Genomic DNA, 14,623 nt, shown 5'->3' with positions numbered 1-14,623 from the left:
CAAAACTTAATGATTATGCAATTTTTGATCGTTGTTTTGGGGTCGTAAACATGGTATTTAGCCTCGTATCTTTCGTAGATAATTTTGTAAACACGATGTTTACTAAATTTTCTTTCGTGTTTTTCAGGATAATCGTCGTTTTTTGGAAAATTCTGCGCTAGAATTGAAGTTGAAACGCAATAAAAAAAGTGTCAAAAAACAGTCAGTAGGGACATGATTGATCATGTTCCGCCATTTCCCGTTTGCGGCGGAATATGATGAATCATGTCCCTACTTCAGGCAGCGCTTGTCGGCAAGGATCTTCTTGAAGTTCTCGGCGGCGGCAGAGCCGGGGACGGGACCGAAGTTCTCCTTCGGCTTGTCCCACGCGTTACGCCACAGCAGGACATAGGAGAGGGGATAGTTGCGGATCGTCGTCCACAGACTGTCATAGAACCAGTTGGCCTTCGGCGTGTTCTGATAGCCCGTCTCCGAGAAGCACATCAGTTTATGGTGCTGCTGCGCGACCTTCTTCACAACATCAAGGGTCGTCTTCACCTGATGGACATATTTCTCGGGACTCCAGGCATAGATATCCGTGCCGAGCATGGAGACATACTCGTCACCGGGATAGTATTTCATATAGTTCTCCACCGTCTCATCCTGATCGGCGACATTCGGAGAGTAACAGTAGAGGAGGTTGCGGACACCGAGCTCGGCGAACGTGTTGACCGTATACTGGAAGAGCTGTTTGTATTCACTCGGTGTGCAGTCGGTCTTTCCCCACCAGAACCAGCCACCGTTCATCTCATGCCAGGGGCGGAAGATGACGGGGATGGTCTGTCCCTGGGCCGTCTTCAGACTCTTCAGGAAGTTGGCCACGGTACCGAGCCACTCCTTGAACTTCTTATTCTGGGCACCGCCGGGGAGGATAGCCGTGACGGCATTGCCTTTGGCGTCCCACGCGTCGCCGCCGGTGACGGGGTTATGGGGATGCCACGAGAGGGTGACGATGCCACCGCGGGCCACCTGACGCTGGATCTCTTTAAACATCGTGGTAAAGGGGACACCGTCGATGTTATGATCCCAGCCGAGTTCCAGACCGCCGAGCTCACAGCCGAGGACAAGGGGTCGTACGCCGACGGCCTCAAGCATGTCACTGCGGCCCTCTTCAAATTTCCATGTCGTACCATAGAAGGGGTCGTCCTGATGGCCGATCATGATGCCCTGACGGCTGCGGGAGGCGAGGACGTTACGCAGCGCCCGGGGGGTTGTGGCGCGGAGGGCCTGACGTTTGAAGGGTGCCATCGTGGGCTGTGTGGGTTCGTTACCGATCTGTGCGAAGTTCTTCACTTCCTCTTTGACGATGGCAAGGGTTGTACTGTCAACGGCGAAGACACTGTTCAGTCCCTGCGCTTCCTGACTGGGGTCACCGCAATAGTCATCACCACGTTGCCACTGTTCATGGCGCGGCTTGGCGAAGCCGCCCCAGGCCCAGAAGTTACAACCGGCGAAGTAGCCGCCGTGGCGGGCATTGTCGGCCACGAGGGAGAACACATATTTATAATAGGTGTCACGGGCTGTCGTCGGTGAGCCCGGCGTATAGGTGAAGTTGTCACGGGGATAACCGAACTCTTCCATGACGAGGGGCTTATGGAGACGCTCGCAGATGGTGAGATGTTTGTCGATATAGTCTTTCGTATTCCGGCAGCTCCGGTCGATATCGTCGGAGAGATGGTCCTTACGCGCCCAGCCCCAGTTGTAAGGCCAGAGATGAATATTACAGTAATCGATGTTCTTGTCACTACAGATCTTCTCCCACGTGTCATAGGAGCCCTCGCAGCCCCAGGCGCCCTCGCTACCAACGGAGATGAGGTGGTTCGGATCAAGGCTGCGGATGAGCGCGGAGGCTTTGGCAAGCCATGTGGCGAAAGCGGGCAGTGCCTCTTTCTTGAAAGCCCGTGGCTCGTTGCCGATCTGCCAGCTCATGATGGCGGGATCATCCTTATAGGGACGGCCGGTATAACGGTTCGTACGGGAGAGGATGAAACGGACATGGTCGAAGAAGAGCTGCTGCGCTTTTTCATTCGTAGCAAACTGTGAGACATATTCCATGAATTTCGGATAACCGTCGACATCCGTCTGTGGTACCGGCCCACAGCCTGCCTGTTCGAGATAATAGCCGTAGCCGCCGCTCCATTCCCAGGAGTTGTTGAGATAGAGCACGGCAACCATGTCACGCTTGCCCATCTCAGCGAGGAGATAGTCTAGGCCGGCGAGGATGGTGTCGTTATACACTCCCGGTGCTAACTGCAGTGAGGGCTCCACTTTTGTGCGGATGCCCTCACGGCCGTCGGCACCGACAAGGATGCGCAGGTTATTGATACCATTGTGTTTCAGCAGGTCTAGTTCCCGACACAGACGGGCACGGTCACCGCCCCGCCCCTCACTACCGAGGATGGCGCCATACCACATGTTGGTACCGACAAAATAGTAGGGCTTTCCTCCCCGTTCGAAGTGTCCATTCTGGACACGAACGAGAGATGGCTGTGCGAAGATTTGGAACGGTGAGAACCATAAGGTTATCATCAGAGAGAGTATAAGAATAATTTTTTTCATTCCTATTGTTTTTGTGATTTTTTTACGGTTTCGTTAGTGAGTAAAACGGGTTCTGTATTTCCTTTTGCAAAGGTAGAGCGAAAATCTTGTTTTCATTACCTTTTTTTTGCTCAATACTTCTACAAATCTATAAAAAAAACAGGAGAATGGCCTACATACGGCGTTTTTTTCGTACTTTTGCAACGGAATTAGATGTTCACGACGATGAAGAAACGAATATTTTTGATCCTCATAGGTCTGTTGCTGGCTGTGCTGCCGTCGCATGGCGTGCTCAAGGAGGCCAATATCGATACTACCCTGTATATCCTTCGTGTGGAATTGACCAACTATCACCTTGACTTGGAGAAGCAGGCCAAGGCGCAGAAGGCGCAGAAGATGGCAATGATCACCGAGATCGGACAGATCATGAACCTGGCGAACCAGAATGCCGTCATGCTCTATTCCCAGCGCTCGGGGTATATCTTCGACCTCACCTATGCCTGTCATCAGGCCACGGAACAGTACAACCGTTTCCGTATGCGTACGGAGCCGTTCAAGCGGACCATCTACAACAAGCAGCTGGAGGTGGCGCGCTATGACTCCCTCATCGAAAACCTGACCTCTATGCCGACCATCTTCATGTCGAAGCGGGCGACAATAGACCGTAATGTCTGTCTGACTCTCGCCGTGAATATCCGTCGTCAGCTCAAGGAACAGCAGGAACAGCAACAGCAGTTCGTCAGATTCTATAATATGGCCGACGAACACCTGAAACATCTCAACGACTATGCCATCGCCCGGTATAATGATATTCAGAAGAGTCTCATCAGTAATGAGAATGGCAATTATTTCCGTACATTATTGAATCTTGGCAGTGATATCCATCAGGCCAAGGTCAGCGTGTCGGAGAAATACAAGCCTATCGGACGGCCGAACACGATCACCTCACAATGGGATGTGCGTATCATCTTCTTCCTTTTCTTCATCATCATCTTCTATGCCGTCATCGCCATGATTCTCAGTACGCTGAGCATCCGCGTCGTCCTCTCCTGGCTCTTCAAGAAAGGAAAGCTGAAACGCTTCTTCAGTGAGAACAACGGTCCGGCGACGCGTACCTTCAAGGCCATCCGCCCCTGTCTCGTCATGGTAGCCACGGTGGTGACCTTCGCGATCATCATCAATATCATCCGTATCACCGTGAGCCAAAACTTTATTGTCATGGCATCCTCTCTCCTGGCCAACTACGCCTGGCTGCTCGCCGTGATCCTCTTCTCGCTGATCCTGCGCTATACGAAACGGATCTACCGCCAGGAGCAGACCGTGGAACAGAAGGTGAAGAAGCGCGAGGGACTCGAGAACTTCTCCATCAAGGCGGCCTTTCAGATCTATACACCGCTGATCACGATGGGCTTCTTCGTCTTCACCGTACGTATCGTCCTCATTCCGAATGACCTCATCAACCTCATCTTCCCACCGCTGATGCTCCTCTGCTGGATCTGGCAGGGACGGGCGATCCATCGTCATAAGAAGGACGTGCTGCAGGAGGACAAGGTCTACGTGCGTGTCACCCTCGTCGTCTTCCTGGCCTCCGTCATCGCCTCCTGGCTTGGCTATACGCTCTTCTCCGTGGTGATGCTGATCTGGTGGATCATGCAGCTGAGTTGTATCCTCACCATCACCTGTGTCCGCGACTGGCTCGAGAGCTATGGCGAGCGCCGTAAGATGGATGAGCTGCCCCTGTCGAAGCGCTGGCTTTATTCCCTTGTGAAAGAGGTCCTCGTACCAACGGCTGCCGTGCTGACCATCCTCGTCTCCATCTATTGGGCCGCCGATGTCTTTAACCTCAGCGATACCGTATGGATGGTCTTCACCCACCACTATGTGGATATCAAGCAGATCTCCTTCTCACTCCTCGGCGTCTGCCAGGCCGTGATCCTCTATTTCCTCTTCTCCTTCATCAACCATACGGCGAAGGAGATGCTGAAACTCTACTACCTGAAGAAGGAGAGCGGTAACGGAAAGGTCATCAAGAAAGAACTCCTCCGGGAGAGCGCCTCGCGCAATGTCCTCGGCGCCAATGCCATCCAGGTCCTCGTCTGGGGCGTGTGGCTCCTCGTCGTCCTGGCCATGTTCCATGTCAGCAACTCGTGGATCCTCGTCATCTCCGGCGGTCTGTCTACCGGTGTCGGTTTCGCTATGAAGGATATCCTGGAGAATATCTACTATGGCATCTCACTGATGAGCGGTCGTGTGAAGATCGGCGACTATATCGTCTGTGACGGCATTCGTGGCCGTGTGAGCAATATCTCTTATACCTCTACGATGCTCGAGGCCATCGACGGTAGTGTCATCGCCTTCCAGAACTCGCAGCTCTTTACGAAGAACTATAAGAACATGACGAAGAACCACGGCTATGAGCTCGATATCCTTGATGTCGGCGTAGCCTATGGCACGAATATTAAAGCGGTGAAACAACTCCTCATCGATGCCATCCTCGCCATCCCCGATCTCGACGAGCACAGCATAGATCGCAAGAAGGGCGTGAATGTCGTGCTTAAGGAGTTTGGCGACAACAGTATCAACCTCAAGATCCTCGTGTGGGTCGACGTGCTGAAACAGTATTCCATCGACGGCCGTATCATGGAGTGTGTCTATGAGACGCTGAATAAGAACAACATCGAAATTCCATTCCCGCAGAGGGAAGTAACGATAAAGAATCAAAGCAATGAATGATTTGAAAATAATTGCCGGCCCCTGTGTCATTGAGAGCGCTGAATTGCTCGACACGGTGGCTCAGGAACTCGTGATGATCAACGCAGAACTTGGTACGGACATCATCTTCAAGGCCTCATTCGACAAGGCCAACCGTACGTCCATCCATTCCTTCCGTGGCCCCGGACTGGAGAAAGGCCTGCAGATGCTCGCCGACGTGAAAGAGAAATACGGCCTGCGCATCACCACCGATATCCATGAGTCCTGGCAGGCGAAGGCTGCCGGAGAAGTTTGTGATGTTCTGCAGATCCCCGCCTTCCTCTGCCGTCAGACGGACCTCCTCGTCGCTGCCGCGAAGACGGGGAAGATCGTGAATATCAAGAAGGCACAGTTTCTCTCCGGCCGTGATATGCGTTATCCTGTGGAGAAAGTCCTCGACAGTGGTGGCCAGGAGGTATGGCTCACGGAACGCGGCAACTGCTTCGGCTATAACAACCTCGTCGTCGACTTCCGCAATATCCCCGATATGAAGGAGATCGTGCCGACGGTGATTATGGACTGTACCCATAGTGTCCAGCGCCCCTCCGCCGGTGACGGTAAGACCGTCGGCGACCGGAAGTTCGTGCCCGCCATGGCCCTGGCAGCGAAAGCTTTCGGAGCAACGGGCTTTTTCTTTGAGGTACACCCCGATCCTGACCGTGGCCTCAGTGATGCGGCAAACATGTTGGCATTGAAAGATTTAAAACCATTGATCAAAAAAATATTAGCATAATGACAAACGAAGAGATTCTCGACTCTGCGAAACATAGTTTACAGGAGGAGGCACAGGCCGTCCTCGATCTGATCCCCCAGTTGGATGACAACTTCCCGCGTGCCGTGGAGATGATGTACCACTGTCATGGAAAGATTATCGTCACCGGCGTCGGTAAGTCGGGAAATGTCGGCGCGAAGATCGCCGCTACGCTCGCCTCTACGGGCACGCCGGCATTCTTCATCAATCCCCTCGATGTCTATCATGGCGATCTAGGCGTGATGACCTCTGATGATGTCGTGCTGGCCCTGAGCAACAGTGGGCAGACCGATGAGCTCCTGCGCTTCATCCCGATGGTGATCCACATGCATGTGCCGATCATCTCGTTGACGGGCAACGCACAGTCGTTACTCGCTAAATACAGTGATGTCCATATCACCGTGAAGGTGAAGAAGGAAGCCTGTCCGCTGAACCTCGCGCCGACGTCATCGACGACGGCAGCACTGGCCATGGGTGATGCCCTCGCCATTGCCTTGATGAAGGTCCGGGATTTCAAGCCCCGTGATTTCGCACAGTTCCATCCCGGTGGCGAACTCGGCAAACGGCTGCTGACGACGGCGGAGGATGTCATGCGGCGTGAGGATCTCCCCGTGATCCCGGAGGAGATGCATCTCGGTGAGGCCATCATCCATGTCAGTAAGGGGAAGCTCGGCCTCGGTGTCAGCCTCGATGGTGACGGCCGTGTGCAGGGACTCATCACCGATGGCGATATCCGTAGGGCCATGGAACACTGGCAGGCCGACTTCTTCAACCATACCGTCAGCGACATCATGACACGTACGCCGAAATGTGTGCTCCCGGAGACGAAGATCGCGGAAGTGCAGCGTATCATGAATGCCCATAAGATCCATAGTGTCCTCGTCGTCGACAGCAGCCGTCATCTCCTCGGTGTGGTAGACCATTATGCTTGTATGATTTAAACATGTTGCATTTGAAGAAAATAGCTACGCTCTTGCTCGGCTTCTTCCTCTTCCTGCCGCTGGCCCTCGGTGCGCAGACGGAGGAGGGCGCCGACAGTTGTATTGTACAAGTGCTGCGACAGAAAGGTATCCGCTTCTCCCATGACAACAGTGTGACACTGCTCATGAGTGGACAGGAGAAGTTCGACGACCTCTTCAAAGCCGTGGAACAGGCGAAGTCGTCGATCCACATGGAGTATTTCAATTTCCGCAATGACTCCATCAACCGGGAGCTGACACGGCGCCTGGCCGAGAAAGCTGCTGAGGGTGTGGAGGTGCGCTGTCTCTTCGACGGCTTCGGCAATGCCTCCAACAACCAGCCGATGCGCAAGGAGGATATCACGGCCATGCGGAGGATGGGCATACAGATCTATGAGTATAAGCCGATGCGGTTTCCATGGATCCATGACATCTTCAACCGTGACCACCGGAAGATTGTCGTCATCGACGGACGGGTCGCCTATACCGGTGGCATGAATGTCGCTGACTATTATATAAAAGGTACGCGCGAGGTCGGCTCGTGGCATGACATGCACTGTCGTATCGAGGGCTCGGAGGTGAATACGCTGCAGTGGATCTTCACGAGAATGTGGAAACGGGTCACGGGAGAGGAACTTCACGGACCGAAATACTATAGCGGCTCAACGAACACCGCTTATTTTAAGGGCTTGAAACCGGACACGACGGCAACGGCAGGCCATAAGATGGTGGGAATCATCAACCGCGAGCCCCATCGTACGCAGGATATTATCCGTACGTTCTATGTCCGTGCCATCGACTGTGCCCACGACAGTATCAAGATCATCAATCCCTATTTCACCCTCAGTCACAAACTGCTGAAGGCGCTGAAGAAGGCCGTGCGTCGTGGCGTGAAGGTGGATATCATGCTCTCCGTCCGTGGCGATGTGCCGTTCACGCCCGATGTCGGCTTCCATAATGCCCATAAACTCATGAAGGAAGGTTGTCATATCTGGCTTTTCAAGCCCGGCTTCCATCACACGAAGATCATCACCGTGGACGGGAAGTTCTGTACCGTCGGCAGCGCGAACCTTGACGGCCGCAGCCTCCGCTGGGATTATGAGTGTAATGCCGTCATCGTTGACGGACCGACAACGGCACAGCTCGACCGCTATTTCGCCATTAACCAGCGTGACTGTTTCCTCCTTACACCGGAGGAGTGGAAGAAATTCCGCAGTCCGTGGCAGAAATTCAAAGGGACGATAGGATCATTGATTAGAAATCTTCTTTAATATGGAACATAAAATACCACAGATTGCTATCTTGGACAACAACATGCTGGCGGCGTTAGGGCTGAAGCAGCTGTTGCAGACCGTCATGCCCGTGATGCAGGTCAGTATCTTTCATGACTTCAGTAGTTTTGAGGCTGCCGGACCGGATACGTTCTTCCATTATTTCGTCGCCGTCTCTATCGCCGTCTCTCATCGGGACTTCTTTTTGCGGTGGGTTCATAAGACGATCGTCCTCACGACGGCCGTTGATCCCAGTCAACAGCTCAGCGGGTTCCACTGTCTGAATCTGAACACATCGGAAGAGGAGCTTGTGCGTAATCTCCTCACGCTCGAGCAAATGGGACATAAGGGCGGCAAGAACTTCCCGGCATTGCCGAAGATCCTGTCGAAGAAAATCCTCTCCGACCGTGAGATAGAGGTGCTCAGTGAGGTGGCACAGGGAAAGATCAATAAAGAGATTGCTGCTGACCTGAATATCTCTATGACAACGGTCATCACCCACCGGAAGAATATCCAGGAGAAGTTGGGCTTGAAGACGGTCTCCGCCCTGACGATCTATGCCGTCATGCACGGTTACGTCGATATCAACAAGATATAATGTAGGGACATGATTTATCATGTTCCGCCGCACATGGATAAATGTTTATGAATATTCTGAATCTTTTCAAACATCATCAAAGAGAGGCGGAAACGCAGCCTCTGCCTCCGTCGAAGGATGTCGCCCTTGTCCTCGGTGGTGGCGGCGCCCGCGGCTATGCCCATATCGGAGCCATCCATGCCCTTGAGCAGGCGGGATATCATATCACGTCGGTCGCCGGCACATCAATGGGAGCCCTCGTCGGTGGCATCTATGCCGCCGGGAAACTGAAGATGTTGGAAGAGAAGGCACTGTCGCTCGACTGGCAGAAGACGCTGAAACTGCTGACGCCTAAGCCGGGACGTAACTTCCTGGCCAGTGGACATAACTTTCTGTCCCTCCTCGATGAGATTGTCGGTGATGAGAAGATAGAGGAATTGAACGTACCGTTCTGTTGTTGTGCCTCAGATGTCATCAGTGGTCAGGAGCATGTTTTTCATTCCGGTAGTCTGAAGACGGCCATCCGTTGCAGTGTCTCCATTCCCTGTGTCCTTGAACCCATAAAAATCGGTAACGCACAGTATGTTGACGGCAGTCTTCATAACACGCTGCCGTTGAACCGTGTGGCGCGCCATGCCGGCGATAAGCTCGTGGCGATCAATGTCAGTGGCAACTACCAGGCGGAGGCGCCGAAAGATAATCTCTGGTCGATGGCCGCCCGCTGTAACGAGATCATGGTCAGCGTGAACACGGATCTCAGCCTGCAACTCACGCCGCCCGATCTCTATCTCGAGATGCCGACGAATCTATGGTCGATCTTTGATTTTGACAAAGCGTCTGAGATCATCGACTGGGGCTTCCGACAGATGTTCAAGAAAATACACGCGTGATCCAATTGCAGGGGCCGTCCCTTGTGGCGGCCCGATGCCCGATAGGGCATTCTTAGAAGCAATGTGGATCATTCGGCGTTCCGCCGACGGGCCGCCACAAGGGACGGCCCCTGCAAAGGGGTGTCGGAACATAATAAATGATGTCCCTATAGGTCGTCGAAGTTGACGACCTGTTCTACCTTCGTAATCTTCACCGTTGTCTTCTCCCAGCCTCTCGCTCTGTATTCACTCTTCGCAGAGAGTTTGTGGTTGATAGCCTGTTCGATGATGAGACTAGCCAGGGGAGCAGCGAGATCAGCGCCGAAACCACCGTTCTCCACATAGACGGCGACGGCGACCTTCGGATAATCCATAGGAGCGAAACCCATGAAAATGCTGTGATCATGACCTTTGTTTTCTGCCGTTCCCGTCTTTCCACAAATCTTATACATCAGCGTGTTGATACTTTTGCACGTCCCGCTGAGCACGGCATTGCGCATCCCCTTGATGACGATAGGGTAGGCATCTGCATGCGCAAGGGCATGGTGCTTGACGAGATAGGTACTGTCGGGATGATTACTGACATGGGGAATATAATACCAGCCACGGTTGGCAATGATGGCGGCGAGGTTACAGAGTTGTAATGGGGTCGTACGTACCTCTCCTTGTCCCATGCCCACCCACATGATCGTTGTCCCGTTCCAGGCACCGTGGAGCTTGTCGAGCATGGCGGCATCGGGGATGCAGCCTGCGGCCTCTTCGGGGAGGTCGATGCCGAGCGGATGGCCGAGGCCGAGAGAACGCATAAAGCGCGCCCAGTCGTCGATGGCCGTACTCTTCACGGGGTATAACGTCCTGTCGTCGACAAACTCCTGGAAAGCTTTACAGAAATAGCTGTTACAGCTCTGTCCGATGGCTGGGATGAGGGTCAACGGCGAGTGATGGGGATGACAACCGATATGTACCTTATTATAATAGAAGCCCTTATGGCACGGATAGCTCTTCGTCATACTGAGGGCATGGAGCGACCAGAGGGTCAGCGTCTGTGCCGTCTTGAAGGTAGAGCCGGGGGAGTAGGTCATTGAGATGGCGCGGTTGATACCGTCGTCGACCTTATCCTTAGAGACCATACACAGCACCTTCCCGGTAGCGGGCTCAATGGCGATGATGCTGCCCTGCTTGTTGCGCAACAGTCGCTTGGCGAGGGTCTGCAGGTCGGCACGCAGCGTGGTGTGCTCGCCGGGCTCGGGGAATACCTGTGCGCTCACCGTGAGGGTGAGGAACAAACAGAGACATGCGCTTGCAAAGCGCTTAAGCTTTTCCATGGGCGAGCATCTTTTTGAGGAACTTCGGTGTGTAGCCGAGCGGGCTCTCCGCCACCTCTTCCGGCGTGCCCGTGGTGAGGATCTGGCCGCCGCCGCGTCCGCCCTCCGGGCCTACATCGATGATCCAGTCGGCGAGTTTGATGACGTCGAGGTTATGTTCGATGATGACGACGGTATTGCCGCGGTCGACAAGGGCCTGCAGGACATCCATGAGGATGCGGATATCCTCGAAATGAAGACCCGTCGTCGGCTCGTCGAGGATATAGAGCGTATGTCCCGTATCCTTCTTCGCCAGTTCCGTCGCCAGTTTCACACGCTGACTCTCTCCGCCGGAGAGTGTCGTCGAGCTCTGTCCGAGTTTGATATAGCCCAGTCCCACATTCTGCAGCGCCTTGATCTTCTGCAGGATCTGCGGCACATTCTCGAAGAACTCCACTGCCTGGTTGATGGTCATGTCGAGGACATCGGCAATGGACTTGCCACGGTAGCGTACCTCCAGCGTCTCGCGGTTGTACCGCTTGCCGTGGCAGACCTCACAAGGTACGTAGACATCGGGGAGGAAGTTCATCTCGATGGTCTTGTAGCCGTTGCCCTTACAAGCCTCGCAGCGGCCGCCTTTGACGTTAAAGGAGAAGCGGCCGGGCTTATAGCCGCGGATCTTCGCCTCCGGGAGTCCGACAAAGAGGTTTCGGATATCAGAGAAGACCCCTGTGTAGGTGGCAGGATTCGACCGTGGTGTCCGTCCGATAGGACTCTGGTCGACATTGACCACCTTATCTATATGATCTATTCCCTCGATTGACTCGTAGGGCATGGGCTTCTTCAGAGAACGGTAGAAATGGTGGGAGAGAATCGGCTGCAGTGTCTCGTTGATGAGTGTCGATTTGCCGGAGCCAGACACACCCGTGACGACGATGAGCTTGCCGAGTGGAAAGTCGACATCGACATGTTTGAGGTTGTTTCCCGTGCACCCGTGGAGGATGATATGCTTGCCGTTACCTTTGCGGCGGTGGGCGGGGATGGCAATCTCCCGTTCACCGTTGAGATATTGTGCCGTGAGGGTGTGCGTCTTCAGCATCTCCGCCGGCGTACCCTGAAAGACGACCTCGCCACCTTTGCGGCCGGCCTTCGGACCGATATCGATGATCCAGTCGGCGGCGCGCATCATATCCTCATCATGTTCGACGACGATAACGGTATTGCCAAGGTCACGGAGTTCTTTGAGCGAACGGATGAGACGGTCGTTGTCACGCTGGTGAAGACCGATGGACGGCTCGTCGAGAATATAGAGGACGTTGACGAGCTGGCTGCCGATCTGTGTGGCCAGACGAATACGCTGACTCTCACCACCGGAGAGGGTGGCACTCTGACGGTTCAGACAGAGATAATCGAGGCCGACCTCAAGGAGAAAGTCGACACGCGACCGCAGTTCTTTGACGATCTCATGGGCAATCTTCTGCTGTTGAGGCTCGAGATGTTCTTCGACATGGAGGAGCCATTCCTTCAGGTCGGTAATATCGAGGTTGGCAACTTCGGAGATATTCTTGTCCCAAATCTTATAGGACAACGACTCTTTCTTCAGTCGCTGGCCGTGGCATTCCGGACAGGTGACCTCGGCGAGAAACTGGTCAGCCCATTTCTTGCCGTCGGCGGAGTCATCATTTTCCATGACATCACGGAGATATTTCACCACACCGTCGAAGGCCACGAAGTAATCCCCACTCGTATGGACCTTCTCCTTCGGGATGCGTACCTTTTCCAGAGAGCCATAGAGAATCTCTCCCATGGCATCCTCGGGGATATCCTTGATGGGCGTCTTCAGCTTACAGTCGTATTTCTCCAGGATGGCCTCGATCTGCCAGAAGATCATCTGGTTCTTGTATTTCCCAAGGGGAACGATGCCGCCGTCATAGATTGTCGCCTCCTTCTTAGGCATGACCTTGTTGAGATCAATCTCATCGATGACGCCAAGGCCCTTACAGTGCGGACAGGCACCCTCGGGGGAGTTGAAAGAGAACATGTTTGGCGCGGGATCCTGGTAGGCGATACCCGTCACGGGATCCATGAGGCGCTTGGAGAAGGTACGCATTCCACCACTGTCCTTGTCAACGATGGCGATCATGCCGTCACCCTGACGCATGGCCGTGGCGACACTCTGCCGCAAACGGCTGTCTTCCTCACCATTGACGGCGAGCTTGTCGATGACGACTTCGATATTGTGGTTCTTATACCGGTCAACCTTCATGCCTTGCTTGATCTCCGTGATCTCACCATCGATGCGGATATAGAGATAGCCTTTACGGCGCATCGATTCGAAGAGTTCACGGTAGTGGCCTTTGCGTTGCCGCACGAGGGGGGCGAGGATGAAGATCCGCTTGCCGTTATATTCCGTGAGGATCATGGAGATGATTTGGTCCTCCGTATATTTCACCATCTTCTCGCCCGACCGGTAGCTGTAAGGCGTGGCGGCACGGGCATAGAGGAGGCGGAGATAATCGTAGATCTCCGTCGTCGTGCCCACGGTAGACCGTGGGTTCTTGTTCGTCGTCTTCTGTTCGATACTGATGACGGGGGAGAGACCTGTGATCTTGTCGACATCAGGACGTTCCATGTTCCCCAGGAAGTTGCGGGCATAGGCCGAGAAGGTCTCGATATAGCGGCGCTGACCTTCGGCGAAGATGGTGTCGAAAGCCAGGGAGGACTTACCGGAGCCCGAGAGACCGGTGATGACGGTCAGGGAGTTGCGGGGAATGGTGACATCGATATTCTTGAGGTTATGGACGCGGGCGCCATAGACCTCTATCTCATTTTTCTTCATTTTATTCTGTTGTCGTCGTACGCTCCGTATAGCCACGGAGGATATTTACGTCTTTTCGGATATTAAAGACCCGGCCGTCGGCACCTTTCGCCTTACAGAGGAGGAAATAGACACCGTCGGGTACCTGTTTGCCATGGGCCGTACCGTCCCAGCCACCGGCGGGGTTATCCCATTCATAGAGTTTCTGCCCCCACCGGTTGAAGATATAGGCGTGGAACTCCACGATACTTCTGTAGGTGGATTTGGCCTTATAGACATCATTGATACCGTCACCGTTGGGGGAGAAGGCGTTGGGAAACTCCAGGACACTCTCGGAGATGGAGACGGTGAAGGGATTGTCGGCATTATTATCAGTGATGACATCACCGTCCTTCGTGAATGTGGCATAGAGGATGATACGCCAGGTGCCGGCTTCGGAGAACGTGTAGTTGGTGTTCTCCTCATAGCGGATAATCTTCGGCACCGTATCGTTGTTGAGATAGAAGCGCCATTCGTAATGGGCACTGTAGCCGTCGGCATCACTGGGGTTGGCACTGTAGTTTGCCACCACGGGCGCTGATGCCGTGAGGTTCTCCTCTTCCGATGTCGTTCCGTCGGGCAGGGTATAGCTCACCGTCGGCGACACGCTCTGGGCGTGGAGCATCATGGTCCCCATGAATGCAAGTAGAATTGTTGAGAATATTTTGATCATTTTATCCTGTATTCTTAGTTGTGCAAAGTTACGG

General features: G+C 53.9%; 10 protein-coding genes and 1 pseudogene. 6 read left to right on the top strand and 5 right to left on the bottom strand.

Annotation, left to right across the window (positions count from 1 at the left end; genetic code table 11):
- Positions 1-270: 270 nt before the first annotated feature.
- Positions 271-1,287, bottom strand: a complete 1,017-nt coding sequence (locus tag G604_RS15520; RefSeq protein WP_255347079.1) for a glycoside hydrolase family 26 protein — start codon at positions 1,285-1,287, stop codon at positions 271-273.
- 36 nt (positions 1,288-1,323) lie between these two features.
- Positions 1,324-2,568 (bottom strand): annotated as a pseudogene (locus G604_RS15515) (glycoside hydrolase 5 family protein); the annotation flags it as partial.
- Between the two features lie 234 nt (positions 2,569-2,802).
- On the opposite strand from G604_RS15515, the gene G604_RS0106545 reads away from it, so the two are divergent.
- From G604_RS0106545 to G604_RS0106520, 6 genes are read left to right on the top strand one after another with little or no spacing between them, the layout of a single operon-like run.
- Positions 2,803-5,310 carry a mechanosensitive ion channel family protein gene (locus G604_RS0106545; RefSeq protein WP_028909877.1) on the top strand — a complete coding sequence of 836 codons (2,508 nt, stop codon included), beginning with the start codon at positions 2,803-2,805 and terminating at the stop codon, positions 5,308-5,310.
- The gene (gene kdsA, locus G604_RS0106540) at positions 5,303-6,061 is read left to right on the top strand and encodes a 3-deoxy-8-phosphooctulonate synthase (RefSeq protein ID WP_081657683.1); all 759 of its coding nucleotides are present in this window, start codon (positions 5,303-5,305) and stop codon (positions 6,059-6,061) included. The genes G604_RS0106545 and kdsA overlap by 8 nt, the downstream gene beginning before the upstream one ends.
- Complete coding sequence (locus G604_RS0106535; protein WP_051220258.1) at positions 6,061-7,020, top strand: SIS domain-containing protein; 960 nt, start codon at positions 6,061-6,063, stop codon at positions 7,018-7,020. The genes kdsA and G604_RS0106535 overlap by 1 nt, the downstream gene beginning before the upstream one ends.
- Positions 7,021-7,022: 2 nt before the next feature.
- On the top strand, positions 7,023-8,309 hold the full coding sequence (locus G604_RS0106530; protein WP_081657690.1) for a phospholipase D-like domain-containing protein: 1,287 nt from the start codon (positions 7,023-7,025) through the stop codon (positions 8,307-8,309).
- A 1-nt stretch (position 8,310) separates the two neighbouring features.
- Positions 8,311-8,907 carry a response regulator transcription factor gene (locus G604_RS0106525; RefSeq protein WP_028909873.1) on the top strand — a complete coding sequence of 199 codons (597 nt, stop codon included), beginning with the start codon at positions 8,311-8,313 and terminating at the stop codon, positions 8,905-8,907.
- A 47-nt stretch (positions 8,908-8,954) separates the two neighbouring features.
- Complete coding sequence (locus G604_RS0106520; protein ID WP_028909872.1) at positions 8,955-9,776, top strand: patatin-like phospholipase family protein; 822 nt, start codon at positions 8,955-8,957, stop codon at positions 9,774-9,776.
- A 146-nt stretch (positions 9,777-9,922) separates the two neighbouring features.
- On the opposite strand, the gene G604_RS13725 is transcribed toward G604_RS0106520, so the two are convergent.
- The 3 genes from G604_RS13725 to G604_RS0106505 are packed head-to-tail and all read right to left on the bottom strand — an operon-like array spanning position 9,923 to position 14,589.
- On the bottom strand, positions 9,923-11,080 hold the full coding sequence (locus G604_RS13725; RefSeq protein WP_051220257.1) for a penicillin-binding transpeptidase domain-containing protein: 1,158 nt from the start codon (positions 11,078-11,080) through the stop codon (positions 9,923-9,925).
- Positions 11,067-13,898, bottom strand: a complete 2,832-nt coding sequence (gene uvrA, locus G604_RS0106510) for an excinuclease ABC subunit UvrA (RefSeq protein WP_028909871.1) — start codon at positions 13,896-13,898, stop codon at positions 11,067-11,069. Before uvrA ends, G604_RS13725 begins: the two co-directional genes overlap by 14 nt.
- Before the next feature lies 1 nt (position 13,899).
- Entirely contained in the window at positions 13,900-14,589 is a 690-nt protein-coding gene (locus G604_RS0106505; RefSeq protein WP_036904769.1) for a gliding motility-associated C-terminal domain-containing protein, read from the bottom strand.
- Between the last annotated feature and the right edge of the window lie 34 nt (positions 14,590-14,623).

The organism is Prevotella sp. AGR2160 (assembly GCF_000424185.1).
Lineage (GTDB): Bacteria > Bacteroidota > Bacteroidia > Bacteroidales > Bacteroidaceae > Prevotella.
Note: the sequence above shows the minus strand (reverse complement) of the source record. Positions and strands in the feature narration are given on the sequence as shown.

Bases quoted from the DNA above. Each gene is read 5' to 3' on its own strand.
- G604_RS15520 (WP_255347079.1), bottom strand. From the start codon at position 1,287: ATGGCACCCTTCAAACGTCAGGCCCTCCGCGCCACAACCCCCCGGGCG.
- G604_RS0106545 (WP_028909877.1), top strand. From the start codon at position 2,803: ATGAAGAAACGAATATTTTTGATCCTCATAGGTCTGTTGCTGGCTGTG.
- kdsA (WP_081657683.1), top strand. From the start codon at position 5,303: ATGAATGATTTGAAAATAATTGCCGGCCCCTGTGTCATTGAGAGCGCT.
- G604_RS0106535 (WP_051220258.1), top strand. From the start codon at position 6,061: ATGACAAACGAAGAGATTCTCGACTCTGCGAAACATAGTTTACAGGAG.
- G604_RS0106530 (WP_081657690.1), top strand. From the start codon at position 7,023: ATGTTGCATTTGAAGAAAATAGCTACGCTCTTGCTCGGCTTCTTCCTC.
- G604_RS0106525 (WP_028909873.1), top strand. From the start codon at position 8,311: ATGGAACATAAAATACCACAGATTGCTATCTTGGACAACAACATGCTG.
- G604_RS0106520 (WP_028909872.1), top strand. From the start codon at position 8,955: ATGAATATTCTGAATCTTTTCAAACATCATCAAAGAGAGGCGGAAACG.
- G604_RS13725 (WP_051220257.1), bottom strand. From the start codon at position 11,080: ATGGAAAAGCTTAAGCGCTTTGCAAGCGCATGTCTCTGTTTGTTCCTC.
- uvrA (WP_028909871.1), bottom strand. From the start codon at position 13,898: ATGAAGAAAAATGAGATAGAGGTCTATGGCGCCCGCGTCCATAACCTC.
- G604_RS0106505 (WP_036904769.1), bottom strand. From the start codon at position 14,589: ATGATCAAAATATTCTCAACAATTCTACTTGCATTCATGGGGACCATG.